At 72.9% G+C, this 24382-nt stretch carries 21 protein-coding genes; 8 read left to right on the forward strand and 13 right to left on the reverse strand.

The window, feature by feature from the left end; genetic code table 11:
- Positions 1-21: 21 nt before the first annotated feature.
- The 4 genes from ACFVZH_RS11555 to ACFVZH_RS11570 form a co-directional block, all read right to left on the reverse strand.
- Positions 22-2202, reverse strand: a complete 2181-nt coding sequence (locus ACFVZH_RS11555; RefSeq protein ID WP_384895696.1) for a bifunctional serine/threonine-protein kinase/ABC transporter substrate-binding protein — start codon at positions 2200-2202, stop codon at positions 22-24.
- A gap of 3 nt (positions 2203-2205) precedes the next feature.
- Positions 2206-4440 carry a bifunctional serine/threonine-protein kinase/ABC transporter substrate-binding protein gene (locus ACFVZH_RS11560; protein WP_384895698.1) on the reverse strand — a complete coding sequence of 745 codons (2235 nt, stop codon included), beginning with the start codon at positions 4438-4440 and terminating at the stop codon, positions 2206-2208.
- Complete coding sequence (locus tag ACFVZH_RS11565; RefSeq protein WP_384895700.1) at positions 4437-5282, reverse strand: hypothetical protein; 846 nt, start codon at positions 5280-5282, stop codon at positions 4437-4439. Before ACFVZH_RS11565 ends, ACFVZH_RS11560 begins: the two co-directional genes overlap by 4 nt.
- Before the next feature lie 85 nt (positions 5283-5367).
- Positions 5368-5727: a winged helix-turn-helix transcriptional regulator gene (locus ACFVZH_RS11570; RefSeq protein WP_384895950.1), complete on the reverse strand. Its 360-nt coding sequence runs from the start codon at positions 5725-5727 to the stop codon at positions 5368-5370.
- A gap of 148 nt (positions 5728-5875) precedes the next feature.
- Between ACFVZH_RS11570 and ACFVZH_RS11575 the strand changes: the two genes are divergently transcribed.
- Positions 5876-6742 carry an NmrA family NAD(P)-binding protein gene (locus ACFVZH_RS11575; protein ID WP_384895702.1) on the forward strand — a complete coding sequence of 289 codons (867 nt, stop codon included), beginning with the start codon at positions 5876-5878 and terminating at the stop codon, positions 6740-6742.
- Between the two features lie 93 nt (positions 6743-6835).
- Positions 6836-7825: an EamA family transporter RarD gene (gene rarD, locus ACFVZH_RS11580; protein ID WP_384895704.1), complete on the forward strand. Its 990-nt coding sequence runs from the start codon at positions 6836-6838 to the stop codon at positions 7823-7825.
- A 50-nt stretch (positions 7826-7875) separates the two neighbouring features.
- Here the strand turns inward: rarD and ACFVZH_RS11585 are convergent, their stop codons facing one another.
- On the reverse strand, positions 7876-8193 hold the full coding sequence (locus ACFVZH_RS11585) for a DUF6401 family natural product biosynthesis protein (RefSeq protein WP_384895706.1): 318 nt from the start codon (positions 8191-8193) through the stop codon (positions 7876-7878).
- A 156-nt stretch (positions 8194-8349) separates the two neighbouring features.
- On the opposite strand from ACFVZH_RS11585, the gene ACFVZH_RS11590 reads away from it, so the two are divergent.
- Entirely contained in the window at positions 8350-8997 is a 648-nt protein-coding gene (locus ACFVZH_RS11590; RefSeq protein ID WP_384895708.1) for a DUF4291 domain-containing protein, read from the forward strand.
- Here ACFVZH_RS11590 and ACFVZH_RS11595 read toward each other — a convergent pair.
- Together ACFVZH_RS11595 and ACFVZH_RS11600 are read right to left on the reverse strand one after the other, a co-directional pair.
- Complete coding sequence (locus tag ACFVZH_RS11595) at positions 8940-9593, reverse strand: NADPH-dependent F420 reductase (RefSeq protein ID WP_384895710.1); 654 nt, start codon at positions 9591-9593, stop codon at positions 8940-8942. The genes ACFVZH_RS11590 and ACFVZH_RS11595 overlap by 58 nt on opposite strands.
- Before the next feature lie 127 nt (positions 9594-9720).
- Complete coding sequence (locus ACFVZH_RS11600) at positions 9721-10308, reverse strand: CGNR zinc finger domain-containing protein (protein ID WP_384895952.1); 588 nt, start codon at positions 10306-10308, stop codon at positions 9721-9723.
- A gap of 60 nt (positions 10309-10368) precedes the next feature.
- Between ACFVZH_RS11600 and ACFVZH_RS11605 the strand changes: the two genes are divergently transcribed.
- Positions 10369-10836, forward strand: coding sequence for a VOC family protein (locus ACFVZH_RS11605; protein WP_384895712.1), 468 nt, complete (start codon positions 10369-10371; stop codon positions 10834-10836).
- A gap of 5 nt (positions 10837-10841) precedes the next feature.
- Here the strand turns inward: ACFVZH_RS11605 and ACFVZH_RS11610 are convergent, their stop codons facing one another.
- Positions 10842-11948, reverse strand: a complete 1107-nt coding sequence (locus ACFVZH_RS11610) for a hypothetical protein (protein ID WP_384895714.1) — start codon at positions 11946-11948, stop codon at positions 10842-10844.
- A 241-nt stretch (positions 11949-12189) separates the two neighbouring features.
- On the opposite strand from ACFVZH_RS11610, the gene ACFVZH_RS11615 reads away from it, so the two are divergent.
- Complete coding sequence (locus tag ACFVZH_RS11615; RefSeq protein WP_384895716.1) at positions 12190-13497, forward strand: M28 family metallopeptidase; 1308 nt, start codon at positions 12190-12192, stop codon at positions 13495-13497.
- A gap of 80 nt (positions 13498-13577) precedes the next feature.
- On the opposite strand, the gene ACFVZH_RS11620 is transcribed toward ACFVZH_RS11615, so the two are convergent.
- Both ACFVZH_RS11620 and ACFVZH_RS11625 read right to left on the reverse strand, forming a co-directional pair.
- Positions 13578-14771 (reverse strand): outer membrane lipoprotein carrier protein LolA, encoded by a 1194-nt coding sequence (locus ACFVZH_RS11620; RefSeq protein WP_384895718.1) that lies wholly within the window; start codon positions 14769-14771, stop codon positions 13578-13580.
- Between the two features lie 152 nt (positions 14772-14923).
- Positions 14924-15934: a polyprenyl synthetase family protein gene (locus ACFVZH_RS11625; protein WP_384895720.1), complete on the reverse strand. Its 1011-nt coding sequence runs from the start codon at positions 15932-15934 to the stop codon at positions 14924-14926.
- A gap of 166 nt (positions 15935-16100) precedes the next feature.
- On the opposite strand from ACFVZH_RS11625, the gene ACFVZH_RS11630 reads away from it, so the two are divergent.
- Together ACFVZH_RS11630 and ACFVZH_RS11635 are read left to right on the forward strand one after the other, a co-directional pair.
- The gene (locus ACFVZH_RS11630; protein ID WP_384895721.1) at positions 16101-17606 is read left to right on the forward strand and encodes a peptide MFS transporter; all 1506 of its coding nucleotides are present in this window, start codon (positions 16101-16103) and stop codon (positions 17604-17606) included.
- A gap of 29 nt (positions 17607-17635) precedes the next feature.
- Entirely contained in the window at positions 17636-19633 is a 1998-nt protein-coding gene (locus tag ACFVZH_RS11635) for a CocE/NonD family hydrolase (protein ID WP_384895723.1), read from the forward strand.
- Positions 19634-19688: 55 nt separating this feature from the next.
- Here the strand turns inward: ACFVZH_RS11635 and ACFVZH_RS11640 are convergent, their stop codons facing one another.
- Positions 19689-21014: an LPXTG cell wall anchor domain-containing protein gene (locus ACFVZH_RS11640; protein ID WP_384895725.1), complete on the reverse strand. Its 1326-nt coding sequence runs from the start codon at positions 21012-21014 to the stop codon at positions 19689-19691.
- Positions 21015-21307: 293 nt separating this feature from the next.
- On the opposite strand from ACFVZH_RS11640, the gene fahA reads away from it, so the two are divergent.
- Complete coding sequence (gene fahA, locus ACFVZH_RS11645; RefSeq protein ID WP_384895727.1) at positions 21308-22534, forward strand: fumarylacetoacetase; 1227 nt, start codon at positions 21308-21310, stop codon at positions 22532-22534.
- Here the strand turns inward: fahA and ACFVZH_RS11650 are convergent, their stop codons facing one another.
- Positions 22535-23368, reverse strand: coding sequence for a carbohydrate-binding protein (locus tag ACFVZH_RS11650; protein WP_384895729.1), 834 nt, complete (start codon positions 23366-23368; stop codon positions 22535-22537).
- A 45-nt stretch (positions 23369-23413) separates the two neighbouring features.
- Complete coding sequence (locus ACFVZH_RS11655) at positions 23414-24343, reverse strand: helix-turn-helix domain-containing protein (protein WP_384895731.1); 930 nt, start codon at positions 24341-24343, stop codon at positions 23414-23416.
- Positions 24344-24382 lie beyond the last annotated feature (39 nt).

A 24382-nucleotide genomic window follows, 5' to 3' on the forward strand; every position in this document is an offset into this window, starting at 1 on the left:
CCGGGCCCCTTCGCGTATCCGTCACGTCCCCTTGGCCGCCGCTTCGGCGAACTCCCCGAGGAACCGGGGCACCCCGCCCTCCACCTGCCAGAGGAAGAGACCCGCCATGGCGGTGGGGCTGTCCTGGGTCGTCCGGGCCACGTACGTCTTCGCGAGCCCTTCGTACGGCGTCTGCAGGAGGCTGTTCCGGACACCCGAGGCCACGGACCCGGCGTTGTTCGCGGCGGCCTCGCGCAGCGCCTGGAGCGCCCAGTTGGCGAGGTCGTACGCCTCCACCGCGAACCGGTCGAAGGGGGTCCCGCCGGGGAGGCCCCAGCGCTTCCGGTACGCGGCGGTGAACTCCTTCGCCACCGGGAGCCCGTCGGGGTCGACGTAGCTGGTACCGAAGAACCAGCCCTCGGCAGCCGGACCGGCGACGGTGAGGAACTCCGGCTGGAGCACGTACTCGACGCTGCCGCAGGGCCCCCGGTACCCCTGGTCACGCAGGGCCCTCGCACACAGCGCGGCCCGGCGCGGCGACATCCCCGCGAACATCACGCCCTGCGGGTCGGTCGCAAGGGCGGCCCGTACGGCGGGACCGAAGTCCTCGCTGTCTGCCTCGACGGGGTGCGAGGTCACCACCCCGCCCTTGCCCCCCGACGGTGGGTACTCGTTCAGGCTCTTGACGGCGTACCAGCTGTACCGGCCGGCGGCCCGGTCCTCCACGATGGCGGTCCGGACGGCCCCGTGCTCGGAGAGATAGCGACCGAAGGGCACGGTCATCAGGTCCTGGACGGATCGCGGCTGGAAGTAGGTGATCTTCCCGCCCTGACCCCTGAGTCTGGTGGCCGGCACGTCGGCGATCACGCTCGCCAACGGAACCGGGCGGGTGGCGAGTTCGCTGCCGGCGGCCACGGCGGTCGACGCGGCCGTCGGCCCCAGGACCCCGACCAGCTGGGGGTCTTTGAGCAGACTGAGAGCGGCTGCCTTGGCGCGCTCCGGCCTCCCGCCGTCGTCCTCGACCCGCAGGCGTACGTCGAAGGGCCGGTCCCGGCGGGCGTTGAACTCCTCCACGGCCAGCCGGATGCCGCGCTCCTGCCCCCGGCCGTCCGCCTTGGTGGGGCCGCTCAGGTCAGTGAGGATCCCGATCGTGTACGTGGCGAGCGGGGCGGCGGGGCCCCCCGCTCCCGCGCCCGCCCCGCCCGGAGCGCGGGTCAGCAGCCAGGCGGTCAGGCCGCCCGCGCCCGCCACGGCGGCGGAACCGGCCATCAGGACCCGTCGCCGCGAGACCCCCGTGGGCTGCTCCGTGTGCGTGAGCACGGTCGGCTCGGCGACGGGCAGGTCCAGGACCCGGGTGGATCGCTGGGCGATCAGCGCGGGCAGGCCGGGCGGCAGCCAGTCCCCCGCCGGGCCGTCGGCGTCCCCCAGCGCCGCCCGCACCTCGGCCGCCGTGGGCCGGTCCGCCGGGTCCTTGGCGAGGCAGGCGGTGACCAGCGGGAGGAGGGTGTCCGGTACGCCGTCGAGGTCGGGTTCCTCATGGACGGTGCGGTAGACGACGGCCGCCACCGCGCCCGCACCGAAGGGCCGTTCGCCGGTGAGCGCGTAGGCGAGGACGCAGCCGAGCGAGAAGACGTCACTGGCCGGGCCGACCTCGCCCGCTCCGGCGACGCGGGCCTGCTCCGGGGCGAGGAAGCCGGGGGTGCCGATCATCGCGTCGGTGGCGGTCAGGGCGGTCGCGCCGGCGGACCGGGCGATGCCGAAGTCGATGAGACGAGGCCCGTCGAGGGCGAGGAGGACGTTGCCGGGCTTGACGTCCCGGTGGACGAGCCCGGCCTCGTGCATGTCGGCGAGCGCGTCCGCGAGCCGGGCGCCCAGGGCCCGGACGGTCGGCTCGGGCAGGGCACCGTGCAGGCCGACGGCCTCGGCGAGCGAGGGCCCGGGCACGTACTCGGTGGCCAGCCACGGCTCATGGGCCTCCGGGTCGGCACCGAGGACGCGGACGACCCAGCGGCCGGTGATGCGCTCGGCGGCGCGGGCCTCGCGGCGGAACCGCTCCCGGAAACCGGGGTCGGCGGCGTGCTCGGCGCGGATGAGCTTGAGCGCGGCGAGCGTCCCGCCGGCGGAACGGGCGAGGAAGACCACGCCCATGCCGCCGGCGCCGAGCCGCCCGAGGAGCCGGTAGCCGGCGAGGGTCGACGGGTCGGCCTTGCGGAGCGGCTGCACGGGTCAGACCTTCTTGTCGTTCTTCGTGGGCTTGTTCGGCAGCAGCGGCGCGGAGCCGATCGGCTTGTACGCGCCGTTCTGCACCGCGAAGACGAAGGTGCCGCCCATCCCCAGGTCGCCGAACTCGTTGAAGTAGTAACCGCCCATCGCGCCGGTGTACTTCTGCTTGCGCAACGCGGCCCACAGGCCCTTGCGGGCGGGCTTGCCGCCCGCCTTCGACTGGGCCGTGAGCTGCTGGATCGTCATGGTGACGACGTCGTACGACTCTCCCGCGTAGTACGCGGGGGCCGTCCCGAACCGCTTGCGGTGGGCGGCTACGAAGGCGGCGGCCGTCTTCTGCGTGGTGGGGTCGGCGACGGGCGCGCACACGAACCAGCCCTCGGCGGAGGCTCCGGCCTGCTTGAGGAAGTCCTGGCCGAAGACGGCCTGGCCGGTGAACCTCGGCCCGGTGAAGCCGAGTGCGACCAGGGCGCGGGCGGCGTGGACGGCGGTCTCCGTGACTCCGCAGTGGACGTACGCGTCCATGCCGGCGTCGATCATCTCGCCGAGCACGCGGCGGTACGCGGCGGCGTCGGCGTGGGCGGGGACGACCCGGAAGTGCGGTGCGATGCCGGCCTGCCCGAAGCCGAAGCGCACGCCGCCGGTGACCTGCCAGCTGTAGTGGTCCTCGGTCCGGTCCTCGAGGACCCCGGGGCGGCGGATCTGGGGCAGCAGGGTGGCGGCGAAGGAGAGGTGGGTGCCCGCGCTGATGTGGTTCGGGATGGCACGCAGGAAGGTCTCGTTCCGCGCGGAGTCCGGTCTCAGGGTGAGCAGGTTGTGTCCGACCGAGACCGTGATCAGCGGGATCCCGGCCCCCTCGAAGGCGGGCAGGACGGCCTGGCCGACGGCGTCGCTGGTGGGGCCGAGGACGGCGAGGACCCCGGGGTCGGTGGTGAGGGCCTCGGCAGCTGCCGGGGCCCGGGACGCGTCGCCCCGGTCGTCGACGACCTTGAGGTCGAGCGTGAAGGGCTTGTCCTTGCGGGCGTTGAACTGCTCGACGGCCAGGCGCGCGCCGCGCTCCTGGGCCCGGCCGATCTCCTTGGCGGGGCCGGAGAGGTCGGCGAGGACGCCGATCGCCCAACGGGTGCGGGGCGGCGCGGGCTTCTTGCCATCGGTCTCGTCGTCGTCCCCCAGCCCCGCCCAGACGGCCGCCGCGCCGCCGCCGACGGCCAGCACTGCGGCGCCCGAGGCGAGCAGCAGGAAGCCCCGTCTGCTCTTCACGGGCTGGTCCGGGGCGGTGGTGCCGCCGGCCTCGGTGACGTCGATCTCGGGGAGGGCGAGCATCCGGGCGGAGCGTTCGGCGATGGTCCGGACGACGGGGGCGGGCAGCCATTCGGCGCCGTCGCCGGGGTTGTCCTCGACGAGCCGGACGCCGATCTCGGCCGCGGTGGGCCGCCCTCCGGGGTCCTTGGCGAGGCAGGCGCGGACGAGGTCGAGCAGTCCTTCGGGGACGCCGGTGAGGTCGGGTTCGTCGTGGACGGTCCGGTACATCAGGGCGTCCACGGCGCCGGTGCCGAACGGGGGCCGGCCGGTCGCCGCGTACGCGAGGAGGCAGCCGAGGGCGAAGACGTCGGCGGGCGGGCCGATGGCGTCCGTGCGGGCCTCGGCCTGCTCGGGGGCGAGGAAGCCGGGGGTGCCGACGACCATGTCGGTGGCGGTGAGCGCGGTCTCGCCGGTGACGCGGGCGATGCCGAAGTCGATGAGGCGCGGGCCGTCGACGGCGAGGAGGACGTTGCCGGGCTTGACGTCCCGGTGGACGAGTCCGGCCGCGTGCACGGCGGCGAGGGCGCGGGCGACGGACCAGCCGAGGAGGCGGACGCTCCGCTCGGGCAGCGGGCCGTGCGCGGTGACGGCCTCGCCGAGGGAGGGGCCTGCGACGAAGGCAGTGGCCATCCACGGTTCCGGGGCGTCCGGGTCGGCGCCGGTGACGGGGACGGCCCAGGGGCTGGAGACCCGGCGGGCGGCCTCGACCTCGCGGCGGAAGCGGGCCCGGAAGTCGGGCTGGTCGGCCTGGTCGGCGTGGGTGACCTTGACGGCGGCGAGTTCGCCGGCGGCAGTGCGGCCGAGGTAGACGACGCCCATGCCGCCGGCGCCGAGGCGGCCGAGGAGCCGGTACCCGGCGATCGCCGACGGGTCGGAGGGCAGCAGCGGCTGAAGGGCGCCGGGCTCGGGCCTGGGCTGCGGGGCGGTGGGGTTCACGGCTGGACCTCCAGCTGATCCTTGGCGCGCTCGACCATGGTGACGATGGCCTGGATCTGCGCTTGGCTCGTGCCGGTGGCCATGCCGTCGTCCATCTCCGTGTAGCCGGGGGCGCCCTTGACGACGGTGGCGACGGTGACCTGGCCGATCCGGGACTGGTACCAGCTGTAGGGCTGCTTCCCCTTCACCGCGTCGTTGAGGTAGAAGCCGCCTTCACGGAGGGCGTCGTCGGCGGACACGTTGCCGCCGACGCCGAAGGGGTTGCCGAGCGACATGAGCCCGGTGATGCGCTCGCCGTCGCGGAGTTTCTGGTCGGGGCAGCGGAGTGCCTCCTCCAGGGTTTCGGCCATCTCCCAGTCCGCGTCCGACTCGGTGCGGTGGATGGTGACGGTGGCGGCGACCCGCAGGACGCCCTTGCCGCCGGCCGCCGGGATCTCGCTGTAGGCGGTGACGCTGGCGAGGACGTCCGCGGGCCGGGTGCCGGTCTCCCAGGAGCAGTTGGCGCCGAGGACGGGCCAGTAGTCCGGGTCGCTGAGGTACGGGGTGCGCTTGACGTAGCCCGGGGCCCAGGCGTCGGGCCCGGCGACGACGGCGAGGGCGAGGCGTCTGGCCTCGGCCTCGGTCTTCGGCGCGCGCTGGGGGTCCGGGGTGAAGTCGAGGGCGGTCGGGGTGGGGGCCGGGGCGGTGGTCGGCGCCTTGGTCGGTCCCTGTGCCGCGCTCGTACTCCCCTTGCCGTCGGGTCTCTTCCCGTCGTCGGCGCCGCCGGCGCACCCGGTCGCCACCAGCCCGCCCACGAGTACGGCGCAGCAGGCGTGCAGCAGTCTTCGGTCCCCGTACGTCACAGTTCCCCCTACGGTCCCTCACGGCTTCCCCCGAACGTGAGCAGATCGTACGGCGAGGCGCCGACAACTCGCCCCGACTACAACGTCATTGAGACGAACCGGTAGCGGTCTCGCGACGGGCGTGGTCGTAGCGCTCGCGGGCGGCGCGGACCTCGGGGACGCGCCGGTCGGTCCAGCGGGCGAGTTCCCAGACCTGGCGGGCGGCCTCCTCGCCGAGGGGGGTGAGGGAGTAGTCGACGCGGGGCGGGATGACGGGCTTGGCGTCGCGGTGGACGAAGCCGTCGCGCTCCAGGGTCTGGAGGGTCTGGGCGAGCATCTTCTCGCTGACGCGGCCGACGTGGCGGCGGAGCTCGCTGAAGCGGTAGGAGCGCTCGCGGAGGGCGATGAGGATGAGCACGCCCCAGCGGCTGGTGACGTGCTCCAGGACGAGGCGGGCGGGGCACATGGCGCCGTCGACGTCGGACAGCAGGTTCGCGGGTTCCTCACTTACTTCCACACCAGTACCTTACTTCCAAGTGGGTACTTACGAAAGGTTAGCGCCAGACGTACGGTGAGTGCATCGCCCACCGCACCCCACGGGAAAAGGAAGCATCATGAGCATCGTCGTCACCGGAGCCACCGGCCAGCTCGGCCGCCTCGTCATCGACGCCCTTCTCGCCACCGTCCCCGCCGAGAACGTCGCCGCCGTCGTCCGGAACAAGGAGAAGGCGGCCGACCTCGCCGAGCGCGGCGTCGAGCTGCGGATCGCCGACTACAGCCGGCCGGAGACGCTGGCCGACGCCTTCGAGACCGGTGACCGGGTGCTGCTGATCTCGGGCAGCGAGGTCGGACAGCGCGTGGCGCAGCACGCCGCCGTGGTCGGCGCGGCCAAGGCGGCGGGCGTGGCCCAGCTCGCCTACACCGGGGTCCTCGGCGGGGACGGGGCCGACTTCGACCTGGCGGCCGAGCACAAGGAGACCGAGCGGCTGATCCTCGCCTCGGGCCTGCCGTACACCTTCCTCCGCAACGGCTGGTACACGGAGAACTACACCGCCAACCTCGCCCCGGTGCTGGCCCACGGCGCCGTCGTCGCCAGTGCCGGCGAGGGCCGCATCGCCTCCGCCGCCCGGGCCGACTACGCCGCCGCCGCGGCCGCCGTCCTGGCCGGACCGGCCGAGGAGCACCTGAACAGGACGTACGAGCTGAGCGGCGACACCGCGTGGTCGCTCGCCGAGTACGCGGCCGAGGTCGCGGCGCAGTCCGGCCGGGAGATCGCGTACCGCTCCGTCCCCGCCGGGGACCACCTCGCGGTCCTCACCGGCGCCGGCGTCCCGCAGGTCTTCGCCGAGATCCTGGTCGACGTCGACCGGGCCGTCCAGCACGGCGCGCTCGCCCTGCGGACCGGCGACCTGGCCCGCCTGATCGGCCGCCCGACCACCCCGATCGCCGTGACGATCAAGGAGGCGCTGGCCTCCGCGTAACGCGGTCATGACCGTATCGCGGTACGGGCATGACAACCCGCCCCGTGCGGCGCTACCTTCGACAGGACAGCACGGCGCGGGGCAGGAGGTCCGGTGAAGACGGATGACGAGGGACGAGCAGGTTTGCTCTACGGGATCGGTGCCTACGGGATGTGGGGCCTGGTCCCGCTCTTCTGGCCGCTCCTGAAGCCCGCCGGGGCGATCGAGATCCTCGCCCACCGGATGGTGTGGTCGCTGGTCTTCGTGGGCCTCGCCCTGCTCGCGCTCCGCCGCTGGGGCTGGATACGGGAGCTCGTGCGCAGCCCCCGCAAGCTCGGCATGATCACGGTCGCCGCCACCGTCATCACGGTGAACTGGGGCCTGTACATCTGGTCGGTCAACACGGGCCACGTCGTCGAGGCGTCCCTCGGCTACTTCATCAACCCGCTCGTCACCATCGCCCTCGGGGTCCTCGTCCTGAAGGAACGACTGCGCCCCGCGCAGTGGGCGGCGGTCGGGGTCGGCTTCGCCGCCGTGCTCGTCCTCGCGATCGGGTACGGGCGGCCGCCGTGGATCTCGCTCACCCTCGCCTTCTCCTTCGCCGTCTACGGCCTGGTGAAGAAGAAGGTCAACATCGGCGGCCTGGAGTCGCTCGCCGCGGAGACCGCCGTCCAGTTCCTGCCCGCCCTGGGCTACCTGGTCTGGCTCGGCACCCAGGACACCCTCGTCTTCGGCACCGCGGGCGCCGGCCACACCGCCCTCCTCGCCGCCACCGGCATCGTCACGGCGGTCCCGCTGGTCTGCTTCGGGGCGGCCGCCATCCGTGTGCCGCTGTCGACGCTCGGCCTCCTCCAGTACCTGGCGCCGACCTTCCAGTTCCTGCTCGGGGTCGTCTACTTCCACGAGGCGATGCCGGCGGAGCGCTGGGCGGGCTTCGCTCTCGTCTGGCTGGCCCTGACGCTCCTCACCTGGGACGCGCTGCGCACGGCCCGGCAGAGCAGGGCCGAGGTCGAGGCGGCGAAGGCGGCGGTGGTGGCCGGCGCGGGTGCGAACGCGGCCGACGCTCCGGTCCCGGCGACGCCCCCGGCCCGGGCCGGCGGCTGATCCCGGCGGGCCCCGTCTGATCCCGGCGGGCCCGGCGGCGGGCCCGCCGTTCACGCGGCCAGGAGGTCGTGCTCCCGGATCAGCCAGCAGACCGCCGTCAGGCGCAGGGTCGCGAAGTCGTGCCCGGCGGGCTCGGTCCACCGCGCCTCGGCGAGCCAGTCGGTGAACCCCAGGACGTAGTCGGCGAGCTCCTCCCGCCGGAGGGTCCCGTTCCGCCGGCGGCGCTGGGCCGGGACGAGCGCGTCGCGCACCGCCGCGGCGTGCTGGTCGACGGCGGCCACGAGTCCCGGCTCGGAGGTGAACTCCGTGAGCCGGGGCATGTACGTGGCGGCGACGCCGATCAGCGGACAGCCGGGCGAATCGTTCATCCCTCCACATTAGGCGCGTACGGGGATGTTCCGGCCGTGACGTTGGTCGCAGCCGGCGAGGCAGCCCTCGGCGCGGCCGGCGCGGCGCCCTCGGCGCGGCCGAGGGCCCGGAAAACCGGTGGCCGTGCCCGGCGGCCGCCGAGCACTCTGGCCCCCATGGAAGAACCGAAGTACCGGATCCGGGCGCTCCACACCCCGGACACCGTCACCGTCTACCAGGCGTACCGGCCCGAGATCGGGCTGGCCGCGGCCCGGGACGGGCGCTTTCCGGCCGTCTGGAAGCGGGACCGGATGACGTGGATCAAGCCGTCGTTCCTGTGGATGATGTACCGCTCCGGCTGGGGGGAGAAGGAGGGCCAGGAGACCGTCCTCGCCGTGGAGATCACCCGCGAGGGCTTCGAGTGGGCTCTGCGGAACGCCTGCCTCTCGCACTACGCCCGCGGGTTCCACCCCGACCGGGCGACCTGGCAGCGGCAGCTGAGGGAGGCGCCGGCCCGGGTCCAGTGGGACCCGGAGCGCGACCCGCACCTCCGGCCGCTGCCGTACCGGTCGCTCCAGCTCGGCCTGTCGGGCGAGGCGTCGCGCGCGTACGCGGACGCGTGGACGGTCGGCATCACCGACGTGACCGGGCTCGCCCACGAGGTGCACGGCCTCGTCCGGGCGGGCGACCTGGAGGCCGCGGGCCGGCTGCTGCCGCGGGAGGAGCCGTATCCGACGCCCGACGGCCTCCTCGGCCATCTGCTGGTTCAGGAACCGGCGACGGAGACCGCGAAGTTGAAGTCGCCGGTGCCGAGCACCCCGTAGAGGCGCAGCCACAGCTGCATGAGCTGCTCGGTGGCGCGGGCGCTGGACAGGTCGCCGAGGTCGACGATCCGGTCGGCCGGCCAGCCGAAGGAGCCGAGCAGGCCGGCGACCACGGTCTTCGCGGCCTCGTCGTCGCCGCTGAGGAACACGTTGTGGGCGCCGGGGACGCGGCCGGGCTCGACCATGACGGTGTTGGTCATGGTGTTGAGCGTCTTGACGACGCGCGTGTCGGGGAACGCCTTCTGGAGCTGCTCGGCGAGGCTGCCGCCGTCGGGCGTGACGACCTTGGGCGGGAAGCCCTCCGAGAAGTCGAGCGCGTTGGACACGTCGACGAGGACCTTGCCGCGCAGGTTGTCCGCGCCCGCGGCCTGCAGGACGGCGAGGGAGACGAGCCCGCCGGTCGCGTTGACCACCAGCTCGGCGGGGGCCGCGGCGTCGGCGAAGGTGCCGTGTCCGCCGTCGTGTTCCTCCGCCCACTTCACCGCCTCGGCGTTGTCCGCGGTGCGGGAGCCCATCGTGACCTCGTGCCCGAGCGAGACCAGCTTGGTGGCGAGGCGACGACCGACCTCACCCGTTCCCAGTACGGCGATGTGCATGGACGTGCGCTCCTTCGGGGCGGGGGGACCGGAGGTCCGGGAGCCCGACCCTACGGCCTGCCGGGCGGGTGCGCCGTCCCGTTCCGTCCCGGGACGGCGCCTGCCACCCGTACGCGCGCGCCGGGCGTCAGCCCTCCCCCTCCGACGGGGTGCGGGCGCGGTGCGCCCGGACCTTGTGCCGGTTGCCGCACCGGTCCATCGAGCACCAGCGGCGGCGCCCGGGGCGGGAGGTGTCGGCGAAGAGCAGGGCGCAGTAGTCGGCTCCGCAGACCCTGATCCGGTCGGCGTAGGGCCCGGTGAGCAGTTCGACGGCGTCGCGGGCGACGGTCGCCAGGAGTCCGGTGCCGGTGGCGCCGGGGGCCCAGGCGCGGGTGCCGTCGGCGGTGACGAGGGCGGCCAGCGGCGTCCCGGCGGCGGCGGCGTTGAGGACGGCCAGGTCGCCGGGTGCGGGGGCGCTCCCCCGGGCCCGGGCGAGGGCCAGTTCCCACAGCGCGTCCCGGGTGGCCCGTACGGCCGCCAGCTCGGTGTCCGTGACGGTCAGGTCGAGGCCGGGGGGCAGTCGGCAGTCCCGCACCCAGTCGAGCAGGCCGTCGACCCGGTCGAGGACCTCGTACCGGGCGGCGGCGGGGCCGGTGCCGCCGGTGAGCAGCAGCTCCAGGCAGAGCGCGCCGGCGTCGAACCGGAAGTCCCGGCCGTCGCGGTGTCGAAGGGTCATTCCGGCGGACGGAGTGGTTCCGGTGGCGGACTGGGTCACGTAACCACTATAACGAGTTACATGATCGCGATCCATTGGAAGCTTGTGCTCGACGCCGCCGACCCGCACGCCCAGGCCGCCTTCTGGGCGGCCGCGCTCGGCTACCTGGAGGAGGACCACGACCCCCACATCCGCCGCCTCCTCGACCTCGGGGCCGCCCCCGCCGAGGCCACCCTCACCCTCCACGAGGGCACGGACCGCTCCCGGCTCGGCTGGCGCGATCTCGCCGCCGTCCGCCACCCGGACGACCCGCACGACCCGGTGACCGGCGGGGGCCTGGGGCGCCGCCTGCTCATCCAGCGCGTCCCCGAGCCCAAGACCACCAAGAACCGGCTCCATCTCGACCTCCACCCCGAACCCGGCACCCGCGACGCGGAGGTCGACCGCCTGGGCGCGCTCGGCGCCACGGTCCTGCGCCGGGTGGACGAGCCCTCCGGCTCCTGGGTCGTCATGGCCGACCCCGAGGGCAACGAGTTCTGCGTGCACTGACCCCGTCAGGCCCGCCGCACCGCCTGCGCCTCCGCCCGCTCGACCGACGCCCGGCCGTGCACGTGGACCAGGGCCAGGTGGAAGAGCGCCGGGGCCAGCGGGGCCCAGCGGTGGCGGCGTTCCGGGGACAGCAGGTAGCGCGTGACGTCGGCCGTGCGGAAGGGGACGTACTCGATCGTGTCGTGCTCCCACCGGTCCGCGACGCCCCTGCTCATGCGGGCCTGGAGGCCGTCGCCCGTCAGGCCGTTCAGGCGCGCGTAGAAGTGGGCGCTCCAGTGGCGCTTGCCGACGTCGAGGACGAAGGCGAGCAGCGTGAGCGTGTACTCGTGCGGTTCGATCGACAGTTCCTCGCGCATGCCCCGGCGGGCGACGGCGTGCAGGTCGGGGGCGTTGCGTCCGGCGGAGTCGATGTGGCGCGAGAGGCCCTCGTTGACGGAGGAGTTCCAGAGTCCCGGCGCCATGCGGACGCGCTCGCTGCGCCGGCTGACGACCAGCAGGTGGTCGGCCGTGACGACGGCGACGTTGACGGCGAAGCTGCACTGGAGGAACGCGGGCGCGGCGAGCGGCGCGTCCGGGTCGAGGTAGCGGCCGCGCGGGGTGGTGCCGTCCGGGAGGCGCCGGTCGAGCTGCTGGGCGGCGAGGAAGGTGTAGTAGTCGGTGGGCTTCAGCCGCAGGTGGACCTCGGACTGCTCGTCGAGGGCGGTACGGGTGATCTCGACGGATTCGACGGCGTACCGGGGTCCGTTCCAGACGGGTCGGCGCTCACCGGCGTCGGCGGCCCGGGTCTCCTCGGCCTCGATCTCGGTGCGCCAGTCCGCCATCTCCTCCGGCAACTCGATCTCTCCGTCGAGCACTTGGACGTGGACGGATTCGGCGGCGATGGCCCGGTCGCCGTCGCCCTCGACGATGAGCGCGGGGGTGTGCAGCGGGCCCAGGGAGAACGTGCCCCAGGCGCGGCCCTGTTCCTGCCGGTAGGTGAGGCTGCGGACGACGCCCGCGGAGCGGCGGCGGGCCCTGAACCACAGGTCCTGCGTCCACTGCTGGAAGAGCGTCGCGAAGACGACTCCGAGGATGGCGCCGACGATTCCGTTTCCGAGGTCTATTCCGTCCACGGGCAGCAGCGTAGGTCATGACCATGACCTGTCCGGTGAGCGAACGGGGCTGACCGGTTTCCGCTCTTGACGCGGAGTCAAACTCTCGCTGAACATTCAGCACGCACAACAGAACACATGCGCAACAGAACAACTGAACACCGCACATGCACGCGCACAGCTCCAGCGCCTCGTGGCACCCACGCCCGAGGCGTCTCGCACGTTCCGTCCCATCCCCGTTCGGAATCCGGAGCCCCCACAGATGAACATCTCCGTGCCCAGACGTGTCACCACGGCCGCCGCCCTCGCGGCGCTCGCGCTCGGCGGACTCACCGGCACCGCCTCCGCCGGTTCACAGGCGGCCGCCGCCGCGCCCGACATCCCGCTGGCCAACGTCAAGCAGCACTTGGCGGACCTCCAGTCGATCGCCACCGCCAACGGCGGCAACCGCGCCCACGGCCGTACCGGCTACAAGGCGTCGATCGACTTCGTGAAGGCCAAGCTGGACGCCGCCGGCTACACCACCACCCTGCAGACCTTCACCTCCAGCGGCGCCACCGGCTACAACCTGATAGCCGACTGGCCGGGCGGAGACCCGAACCAGGTCATCATGTCCGGTTCGCACCTCGACTCGGTCACCTCGGGCCCCGGGATCAACGACAACGGCTCCGGCTCCGCCGCCGTCCTGGAGACGGCCCTCGCCGTGTCCCGCGCCGGCTACCAGCCCACCAAGCACCTGCGCTTCGGCTGGTGGGGCGCGGAGGAGCTCGGCCTCATAGGCTCGAAGTACTACGTCAACAACCTCCCGACGGCGGAGCGTTCGAAGATCAAGGGCTACCTGAACTTCGACATGATCGGCTCGCCGAACCCGGGTTACTTCGTCTACGACGACGACCCCACCATCGAGCAGACGTTCAAGGACTACTTCGCCGGTCTCGGCATCGCCACGGAGATCGAGACCGAGGGCGACGGCCGCTCCGACCACGCCCCGTTCAAGAACGTCGGCATCCCGGTCGGCGGCCTCTTCACCGGCGCCGACTACATCAAGACGGCGGCCCAGGCCCAGAAGTGGGGCGGCACCTCCGGTCAGGCGTTCGACCGCTGCTACCACTCGTCCTGCGACACGACGGCGAACATCAACGACACCGCCCTCGACCGCAACAGCGACGCGATCGCGCACGCGGTCTGGACGCTGTCCGGGACCACCACGCCGCCGACCGGCACGGTCTTCGAGAACTCGGCCGACGTCACCATCCCGGACTCCCCCGGCGCGGCGGTCACCTCGACGGTCAACGTCACCGGCATCACCGGCAACGCCCCGAGCAACCTCGCCGTCGGCGTGGACATCATCCACACCTACCGCGGTGACCTCGTCGTCGACCTCGTCGCCCCCGACGGCTCGGTCTACAGCCTGAGCAACCGCTCCGGCGGCAGCGCCGACAACATCCAGCAGACCTTCACCGTGAACGCCTCCACCGAGGTCGCCAACGGCGCCTGGAAGCTCCGCGCCCAGGACAAGGCCGGAGCCGACACCGGCTACATCAACAACTTCAAGCTCACCTTCCCGTAGGAAAGCAAAGCTCCCGGGTGGGTCGGTGAACATCGCCCCCGACCCGCCCGGGGTCCCAACCCGACCGCTCTACAGCGGTGTCACCCGGCGGCGTTCGCCGCGTCCACCAGCGCGTCCTTCGTCACCGCGCCGACGTAGACCTTGCCGTCGTCGGTGAGGAGGGCGTTCACGATCTTCGTCTTGAAGACGGTGCCCGAGCCGAACTTCCCGGTGACCTTGTCGCCGAAGGAGTCCAGGAAGCCCTGGATCTCCTTCGGCGCCTCGTCCGTCCCGGGCGCCGGCGCGCCCGTGTCGAAGGACGCGATGGTCGTCCAGCCCTCGCCGATCACGTTCGGGCCGCTGCCGCCCGCGAGGTCGCCGAGGCCGCCGAAGCCCTTCCCGAGGCCGCCGAGACCGTCCTCGAAGCCCTCCGGCAGGTCGTCGCCGGACTCCAGGCCCTTCTCCGCGGCGCCCTCCGTCACCTTCGCGCCCTTCGGCGCCTTGAAGGTGAAGTCCGAGGCGGCCGGCCGGGCGAAGTCGACCTTCGTGAAGCCCGCGTCGACGACCGGCTTGCCGCCCTCGACCGAGGAGAGGGTGAACTTCAGCGGGGTGCCGTTCGCCGCGTCCACGGCGATCTTCACCGACTCGACCGTCGAACCGGCCTGCTTCGGCTTGATCACCAGCTGGTACGCGTCCCGGCCGGCCACCTTCGCCGTGCCGCCGACGGTGATCGACGTGGTGTCGCCGGCCGCCTTCAGGACCTCGTCCGCGAGTTCCCTGGGCGTGCTCGGGAGCTGCTTGTCCGCCTCGGGGGCGCCGGCCGCGCCCTTCTCGTGGAAGACTTCGTTCGACTTGCTGTCGTAGGCCCAGACGTCGTCGCCGTTGTGGATCAGGCTGTACTCGTCGGAGCCGTCGAGCAGGGTGAGCCGCTGACGCTCGGGGCCGTCGGCCGCCACGCGCAGCGTGTGGGTGCCCGAGACGAGTTCGGTGAGCTTCTCCGAGGGGTCCGCCGAGGCGGAGCCCGAGCCGCCGCCGAGGCCGGACGCCAGGCCGCCGAGGGCCGGCAGGCCCAGGTCGGTGGAGATCCTGAACGTGCCGGACAGGGTCTGCGTGTCCGACGCGGCGATCTTCTCGATGAGCTGCTGGGCCGTGATCGCGGGCAGATCCGGGTCACCGGACGCCGCGAGGGCCGGGACGAGGCCGATGGTCGCCGCGGCCACTCCGGCCACCGCGACCGGGACGACGTACCGGCTCGCCTTGCGACGGGTCTCGCTACGGGCTTCGTTCGCTGCCATGGTCTCCGCTACCTCCGTGCGCCCTGTGTGGTCGATGGCTCCATCTGACCAAAGCGGGCGCCCGGAAGCGTCAGTCCCCGGGATCAACTCGCGTACTGCTCCGGGATGACCCGCCGCGGGGGCGGCCTCGCCCGCGCGGTGTACGGGAACCCTCAGCCCGCGCGGTGGACCACCGCGTCGCACAGCTCCACCAGGGCCGCCTTCGCGTACCCGTCGGGCAGCGGCGCGAGCATCGCGCGCGCCTCCTCCGCGTAGCGCACGGTGTCCCGGCGGGCCTGCTCCAGGGCGGGGTGGACGCGCAGCCGGCGCAGCACCTCGGCGTGCCGGGCGTCGTCGGTGAGGTCGCCGTCGACGAGGGCGACGAGCTCGACGTCCTCGGGGCGGCCGTGGGCGGCGGCCGCGGCCCGCAGGTGCAGGACCGGGAGGGTGGGGATGCCCTCGCGGAGGTCGGTGCCGGGGGTCTTGCCGGACTCGTGGGAGTCGGAGGCGATGTCGAGGACGTCGTCGGCGAGCTGGAAGGCGACGCCGAGCCGCTCGCCGTACTGGGTGAGGGTGTCGACGACGCTCTCGTCGGCGCCGGACATCATGGCGCCGAAGCGGCAGGAGACGGCGACGAGGGAGCCGGTCTTGCCGCCGAGGACGTCGAGGTAGTGGTCGACGGGGTCGCGGCCGTCGGTCGGTCCCGCGGTCTCCAGGATCTGGCCGGTCACCAGGCGTTCGAACGCCTCGGACTGGATCCGTACGGCCTCGGGACCGAGGTCCGCGAGCGTGTGCGAGGCGCGGGCGAAGAGGAAGTCACCCGTGAGGACGGCGATCGAGTTGCCCCAGCGGGTGTTGGCGCTGTCGACACCGCGCCGCACGTCGGCCTCGTCCATGACGTCGTCGTGGTAGAGCGTGGCCAGGTGGGTGAGCTCGACGACCACGGCGGAGGGCACGACGCCCGGCGCGTAGGGGTCGCCGAACTGGGCGGCGAGCATCACGAGCAGGGGGCGGAAACGCTTGCCACCGGCGAGGACGAGGTGCTGCGCGGCCTCGGTGATGAAGGGGACGTCACTCTTGGTGGCGTCCAGGAGGCCCGCCTCCACAGCCGCCAAACCGGTCTGGACATCGGCCTCAAGAGCCTGGTCCCGCACGCTAAGACCGAACGGCCCGACGACGGTCACGAGGGGGTCTCCTGTCTGCTGACGCCTGCTGACGATCACATGGATTGTCGATGTGTCGCTGGATGCACTCCAGCCAGCGTATCCGGTCACCTTTCGATCACCGTGGGCGCCTTCCCGTCACCCCCGGTATGTTCGTGATCAGCTGATACGACCAGGGGTAGGCGTTTTGTCCCGAACAACGATCGACACCGAACCGAACGGCGAGCAGCCTCCACCCGAGGACGACCACGCCTTCCTCGGCCACCCACGGGGTCTGCTGACCCTCTCGGGCCTGGAGGTCTGGGAACGGTTCTCGTTCCTCGGCATGCAGGCGATCCTCGTCCTCTACTTCGCCGCCACCGTGGCCGACGGCGGACTCGGCATGGACCCGGGCACCGCCGCCTCGGTCTCCGCCGCCTACGGCACCCTCGTGTACCTCGTCTCGGTGGCCGGCGGCTGGCTCGCCGACCGCATCCTCGGCTCGTACCGCGCGGTCCTCTGGGGCGGCATCCTGATCGCCTGCGGCCATTACGCCATGGCGGTGCCGACGGCCGCCATGACCTGGGTGGGCCTCGGCCTGATCAGCGCCGGCACCGGCCTGCTCAAGCCGAACGTGGCGACCATGGTCGGCAAGCTCTACCGCACGGACGACGACCGCCGCGACGCCGGCTTCGCGCTCTATTACATGGCGATCAACATCGGCGCCTTCGCCGGCCCGCTGATCACCGGCTGGCTCGCCGACCACAAGGGCTACCACTGGGGCTTCTCGGCCGCCGCGCTCGGCATGACCCTCGGCCTGATCCAGTACGTCGCCGGCCGCCGTCACCTGGCCGGGCGCAGGCACTCCGCCGAATTCGCCCTCGCCCCGGACGCCATGCGCCGGGCCGTCCGGCGGATCGCCGTCGGCGCGGTCTCGGTGGCCCTCGCCGCCACGGCGCTCGCGCTCGCGGGCTGGCTCACCATGGACCGGTTCGTGGACCTGCTCACCCTGATCTCGGTGATCGCCCCGGTCGTCTTCTTCTGGGTGATGTTCTCCAGCCCGCGGGTGACGGCCGAGGAACGCGGCCGCCTCAAGCCGTACATCGTGCTGTTCCTGGCCTCGGTGGTCTTCAACTTCATCCTCTTCCAGGCGTACTCGACGATGATCCTGCTCGCGTCCACCAACGCCCGCACGACCATCCTCGGCTTCGACTTCCCGGCAAGCTGGTACGCCTCCGCGCTGGGCGCCTTCGAAGTCCTCCTCGCGCCCGTCGTGGCCGCCGTCTGGGCGCGGATGGGACAGCGGCAGCCGCACGCGTCCAACAAGATCGCGTTCGGCGTGATCCTCGGCGGTCTGTCGTTCCTCCTGATGGTCCTGCCGACCTCCGGGCACTCCGACGACACGTATCAGATGGCCGCCTGGTGGATCGTCGGCTCGTACCTGCTGCTCGGCCTCGGCGACGTCCTCCTGGAGACCTCCGGGATGTCCGCCACCAGCAAGCTCGCCCCGAAGGCGTTCTCCAGCCAGACGATGTCGCTCTGGTTCCTCTCCCTCGCCCTCGCCAACGGCATCCAGGCGCAGGCCGTGAAGCTCTACGACGACGTCTCCAAGCCCGTCTACTTCGGCGTGAACGGCGCCGTGGCCGTCGCCGCCGGCCTCGTCGTGATCGCCCTGGCGCCCTGGCTGCGCCGCACCATGCACCCCGTCCACTGAGCCGGCCCGAGGTACACGAGGTATCCGCGATGAAGATCCGCACCGACTTCCCGTACGAGACCCGCCACGAGGACGTCCGCATCCCCCTGCCGGACGGCACCAGGCTGTACGCGCGCGTGTGGCGCCCGGACACCGACGAACCCGTACCGGCCCTCCTGGAGTACCTGCCGTACCGCCTCACCGACTGGACCGCGCCCCGCGACTGGCAGCGCCACCCCTGGTACGCCGGGCACGGCTACGCCTCCGTGCGGGTCGACGTCCGCGGCCACGGCAACAGCGAGGGCCTGCCCGGCGACGAGTACGACGCGGTCGAACTCGCCGACGGCGTGGCGGTGGTGAACTGGCTCGCCGAGCAGGAGTGGTGCACCGGAAAGGTCGGCATGTTCGGCATCTCCTGGGGCGGCTTCAACTCGCTCCAGATCGCCGCCCTCGCCCCCGAACCGCTCAAGGCGATCGTCACCGTCTGCTCCACCGACGACCGCTACGACAACGACGTGCACTACATGGGCGGCTCGGTCCTCGGCGTCGACATGCACGCCTGGGCGGCCACCATGCTCGCCTTCGCGGCCCGCCCGCCGGACCCGCAGTACGTGGGCGAGGAGTGGCACGGGATGTGGCTGCGGCGCCTGGAGGCCATGGAGCCCCTCATCCACACCTGGCTCGCCCACCAGACCCGGGACGCGTACTGGAAGCACGGCAGCGTCTGCGAGGACTACGGGGCGATCCGCGCCGCCGTCCTCGCCGTCGGCGGCTGGCACGACCCCTACCGCGACACCGTCCTGCGGCTCGCCCGGCACCTCCCCCAGGACCGGGTGCGCGGGATCATCGGCCCCTGGTCCCACCAGTACCCGGACCGCGGCCTGCCGCCGGGCCCCGCGATCGGCTTCCTCCAGGAGACCCTGCGCTGGTGGGACCACCACCTCAAGGGCGTCGAGAACGACGTGATGGCCGAACCGCTGCTGCGCTCCTGGATCAGCGACACGCACCCGCCGGCCACCGTCTACGAGGAGCTGCCGGGCCGCTGGGTCGCCGACCCCGCCTGGCCGTCCCCGAACGTCACGCCCGTCACGTACGCCTTCCAGGGCGCGCCCGTGGTCGTCGACTCGCCCCAGCAGACCGGGCTCGACGCGGGCCGCTTCTTCCCCTTCGGCAACGACGCCGACCTGCCGCCCGACCAGCGCGACGAGGACGCCCACTCGGCGTGCTTCGACTTCCCCGTGCCGGAGGACGGCGGGCCGATCGAGATCCTGGGCCGGCCGTCGGTCAGCCTCGCGCTGCGGACGGCCGCCCCGACCGGGCAGGTGATCGCCCGGCTCTGCGACATCGCCCCGGACGGCTCCTCCACCCTCGTCACCCGCGGCGCGCTGAACTTCTCCGCCCGCTACGGCCGCGACCGGGCCGTGGAGGCCCAGATCGGCGAGACGGAGAGCTTCGCCTTCGAGCTGAACGGCATCGGCCACGCCTTCGCGCCCGGCCACCGGGTCCGCCTCGCGGTCTCCTCCACGTACTGGCCGTGGATCTGGCCGCAGCCGGACGCGGCGGGCTTCACCCTCGACCCGGCGGGCTCGAACCTCACCCTGCCGGTGCGCGCGCACACCGAGGACGCCGTCGAGTGGGAGGAGCCGGAGCAGTCCGAGCCGCTCGGCGTGGTGTACCCGCGCACGCTGGAGGAGCCGCGCCCGGAGCGGGTGGTGGTCCGGGACGTCGCCAAGGGCGAGTGGCGGCTCGACGTCGACCCGAAGTACGGCGGCACGCGCGTGTACCCCGACGGCCTGGAGTTCACCGAGGACGCCGTGGAGACGTACACGATCGACGAGAGCGGGCCGCTGTCCGCCCGGACCCGCTCGGAGTGGTCGGTGCGGCTGCACCGGCCCGAGCTCGCCTGGGACTGCACGGTCGACACCCGCTCGGAGATCTCCTGCGACGCGGACGCCTTCTTCACCCGGAACGAGGTGATGTGCAAGGAGGGCGGCGAGGTCCTCTTCCACCGCACCTGGGAGGAGCGGATCGCCCGTACGGCGGGCTGAGCACGCGCGAAGGCGCCCGTACCCCGGCGGGGGGTACGGGCGCCTCGGCGTCGGATCAGGCGCTCGCGCCGGCCTTGCGGCGGCGGGCGACGACCAGCGCGCCGGCGCCGAGGGCGACGGCCCCCGCGGCGGCGAGGCCGAGCGGCAGGGTGTCGTTCGCACCGGTGGCGGCGAGGGTGCCGTTCACGGGGGTGTTCGACGAGCCGCCCTGCTGGGTGGTGTTCGTGTTGCCGGTGGTCGGCGCCGGGGTGGGCGTGGAGGTCGACGGCGACGGCTTCGGCTTCTCGCCCTTTGCGGCGAGGATGTCGAAGTTGACGGTCGCGTACTCCTCGCCGATGCCGCAGGTGCCGTCGTTGTTCTCGTACGCGCCGACGGCGAAGGCCAGGCCCTTGCCGGCCTCGGCGTCCGCGGCGACCGTCAGGCGCAGCTTGATGTCGGTGCTGCGGCCCTTGGCGATGGTGCCGACGTCGATGGCGTCGTAGTCCTCGCCGACCGGCGTCCACTTCGGGTGGGCGGCGGAGGACCAGTCGACGGAGATGAGGTGGTCGGAGAAGTCCGTCTCCTCGTCGATGACGTCGCCGGGGCCGGGGAGCTGCGCGGCGCTGGCGTACGCCTCGACCGCGTCCAGCGTCCGGCCGGAGGTGTTGGTGACGCGCAGCGAGAAGAAGGCGCTCTTGCCGGCGGTGACCGTCCTGGGCCCGCCGAGGGCGACCTTGACGGCGCCGTCCTCCTTGCACTCCCCCTCGATCTCCTCGGCGAACTCCAGCTCCTCCTTGGCGTCGGCGAGGTCCTGCTTGGCGGCCTTCTCGACCTTCTGGGCGAGGTGGATCACCCGCGAAGCGGCGACGGCAGCGTCGCCGAAGGCGGTGTTGGCCTTGCTCAGTTCCGCGTCGGCGGCCGTCTTGGCGGCAGCGGCCTCGTCGGCGGCCGTCTTCGCGGCGGCGACGGCGGCGGCGGCGTCCGCCTTCTGCTGCTCGGTGGCGTCGGGAAGCAGCAGGAGGTCCTTCTCGGCCTGCACGGCCTTGGCCAGCTTCTCGTCGGCGGCCGTCTTGGCCGTGGCGGCCGCTTCGACGGCCTTCTGAGCGTCGGCGACCTTCACCCGGAGCGGGTGGTCGGCCTTGTCCAGGGCCTTCAGGTCGTCCATGGCCTTGGCCAGGTCGGCGACGGCCTCGTCGTACGCCTTCCGGGCCACGGCGACGGCGGCCTTGAGCTCCTCGATCGACGGCATCTCGTCGTCGTGGTCGTCCTCGTCCGACGCGGGCTTCTGCGTCAGCGCGGGGGCCGGCTTGGTGTCGGCGAACGCGGGGGCGGCGGCGAGCAGCACGACCGGGGTGGTCACGGCGGCGGCCACGGCGGTCGCGAGAATGCGGCGGATCTTCACGTTACGGACCTTTTCCTGGTCAGAGAAAGAGTGCGAAGTGTGGGGGCGGGCGGGGTTGCTGCGGGGGCTTCACGCGGCGCGGCGCCACCGCGATCGTAAGGCGCGGCGGGCCTCCCTGGAGGCGCTGTTTCCGCAGCTCACGGCCGCGTTCGGGGCTCACCCGGCATACATACCGGGCAAATAGGGACAGTTGCCCACGGAGGCCGCACTTTCTCTGTGATCCATGTCATCCGCGCCGGGCGGCCCGGCCCGTAACGTGTCCCCCACACACCTGGAAAGCGAGGCACGTACCGATGTCCGAGCACAGCCCGCTCGACCTGGCCGAGGGCGATCCCTTCGGCCCGCACAACCTCCCGTACGGCGTCTTCTCCACCGCCGACGAGCCCGGCCGCCGCCGGGTCGGCGTCCGGATCGGCGGGTACGTGCTGGACGCGGGCGCCGCGGCGCACGCGCTCGGCTCCCCGTACGCGAGCCTGCTCGCGCAGCCCACCCTGAACCCGCTGCTCGCGGCCGGGCGGACCACCTGGCGTGACGTGCGCCGCGCGCTCACGGCGTGGGTGACGGTGCCCGCGCACCGGGCGGACGTCGAGCCGCTGCTGCACCCGCTGGACGCGGTGACGCTGCACCTGCCGTACGAGGTCGCGGACTACGTCGACTTCTACGCGAGCGAGCACCACGCGACGAACGTGGGCCGGATCTTCCGCCCCGACGGCGACGCGCTCACCCCCAACTGGAAGCACCTGCCGATCGGTTACCACGGCCGCGCGGGCACCGTCGCGGTCTCCGGCACCGATGTCGTCCGCCCCTCCGGGCAGCGCAAGGCGCCCACCGACGCGGCTCCGGTCTTCGGGCCCTCGGTCAAGCTGGACATCGAGGCGGAGGTCGGCTTCCTCGTCGGCACCCCGTCGGAGCTGGGCCGGCCGGTGGCGCTCGGCGACTTCCGCGAGCACGTCTTCGGTCTGACGCTGCTCAACGACTGGTCGGCGCGGGACGTGCAGGCGTGGGAGTACGTGCCGCTCGGCCCGTTCCTGGGCAAGTCCTTCCAGACCTCGGTCTCGGCGTGGGTGACGCCCCTGGAGGCGCTGGACGCCGCCCGGACCGCGCCGCCGGCGCGGGACTTCCCGCTCCTGCCGTACCTGGAGGACGCGGACGCGGAGGAGCCGGGCGGCTTCGACCTGCGGATCACGGTGGAGATCAACGGCGAGGTGGTCGCCGAGCCGCCGTTCTCCTCCATGTACTGGACGGCCGCCCAGCAGCTCGCCCACATGACGGTGAACGGCGCCTCGCTGCGCACGGGTGACCTCTACGGCTCCGGCACGGTCTCCGGGCCCGAGGTGAACCAGCGCGGGTCGCTCCTGGAGCTCACCTGGAACGGCCGGGACGCGCTCGACCTGGCCGGTGGCAAGCGGACGTTCCTCGAGGACGGCGACGAGGTCGTCCTGACGGCCTGGGCGCCGGGCCCGGACGGCACCCGCGTGGCGCTGGGCGAGGTCCGGGGCCGGATCGCTCCCGCCGCGTGACTAGCGGAGCCGCCAGAGCGCGGGGACGTTCGGCGGCTCCCAGCCGGCCTGGGCCGTGTGCGCCTGGAGGCACACATAGCCCGGGCCGCCGTAGGTGACGGTGTCCCCCGCCCGGTAGGCGGTCCCGGCCGCCCAGGTCCCGCCGGGGGCGCCCGTGGGCGTCGGGGTCGGCGTCGGGGTCGGGGTCGGCCCCGGGTCCTGCGGCACGTTCAGGACGAAGTCGAAGGCCGCCTCCTTCGCCGCGCCCGCGTCGCGCACGGTCATGAGCAGCCGTGCGTCGAAGAGGGTGTCGGTGTTGTTGCGGGGCTCGTTCGGGAAGTACAGCTGGGTGGTGAGCACCGGGCGGCCGGGGGCCTGGAGCTTGACGTGGATGTGCCGGGTGCGGCCCGGGTAGAGGCCGGGCACGATCGTGGTCAGCTTGAAGGCGCCGGCGGCGTCGGTGAACTGGTGGCCGCGGAAGCGGAAGCCGCTGTTGTCGTAGGCGCCGTTGGTGTCGGCCTGCCAGAAGTCGAGCAGGACGCCGGATATCGGCCGGCAGGCCAGCCCGAAGACGTAGCCGCTGACGGTGAGCCGGACTCCGGCCGTACCGGACTCCAGCAGGCTGGTCCGCAGCGGTGAGTTGGGCTTGAAGTACGGGCCCTCGGTCTGCGCCGGGGTGGGGTCGTCGCCGTCGTCGCACTCCGGGGTGAGCGCGGGCGCCGCCTCGCCGGCGGTGAGGGTACGGGCGAGTGCCGGTACGCCCATGAGTACCGCGGGCGCCGCCATGCCGGCCGCGAGCGCCGCGCGCAGCACCGCCTTGCGGGTGACGTGCCCGGTGGTGGTCTCGTTGTCCATGCCTGCCTGCTCCTCGTGTGGGGGGCTGGGGGATCGGCATCGAACCTAGGCGGGCCGGACGCCGTCTTCGATGGACGGATCACGGCGGTCGTGGTGTTTTCGGAAGTCGCCCGGGCTGCGGCCCGTCTCGCGGCGGAAGAAGCGGCAGAAATAGGCGGGATCGTCGAAGCCGACCCGGGAGGCGATCTGACGCACCGACAATTCGGTGTGGGCGAGCAGCCGTTGGGCCTCGCGTGAGCGGGCTTCGCGGAGCAGGGTGCCGGGAGTGCGGCCGGTGGCGGCCCGGACGGACTCGGTGAGGTAGCCGGGGGTGACGCCGATCAGCTCGGCGCACTCGCGTACGGTCCGGCCCTCCGCTCCGGTACGGCCGAGGAGCCGGGCGAACTCCTCGGCGACGGCCGCGGGCCTGCCCGCCGGCGGGGCGCTCGCGGCGGGGCCGCGCAGGCGTGCCGTACGGATCAGCAGGACGTGCAGCAGGGAGCGCAGGACGGTCGCGAAGCCGTCGGCGCCGTGTCCGTACTCCTCGACGAGTTCGGCCATCAGACGGCCGGTACGCGCGTGCGTGGGCCCGTCGAGGGTGAGCCAGGGGTGTTCGCCGAGGCGCCGCAGGAGGTCCCGGTCGCCGGGGTGGTCGAGGAGGAAGTCCTCGGTGAAGAGGACGACGCTGCCGTCGAGGCCGCGGGCGTCCTCCCAGTGGTGGAGCTGTCCGGGCAGGATCAGGCCGAGGTGGGGCGGGCGGAGCTCCCAGCGGGCGAGGTCGACGACGTGGGCGCCGGTGCCGGCGGTGACGTGGACGATCTCGTAGAAGGTGTGCCGGTGCGGGAAGGCCGCGCGCGACATGGGGCCGATGGTGTCGAAGGTGCCGGCGGCGAAGGGGACCTGCTCGGGAAGGCGGACCTGGAGCCGGTGCATCGGCGGGTCGCCGGCTCTCGGAGTGGTGCAGGGGGTCCTCCGTAACGCGGTGGTGTCGCTCATCGTGCCGCTTCTCCCTCCTGGGCGGGCGGGGCCAGGTGG

Origin of the sequence: Streptomyces sp. NPDC059534 (assembly GCF_042743475.1) — a bacterium.
GTDB lineage: Bacteria > Actinomycetota > Actinomycetes > Streptomycetales > Streptomycetaceae > Streptomyces.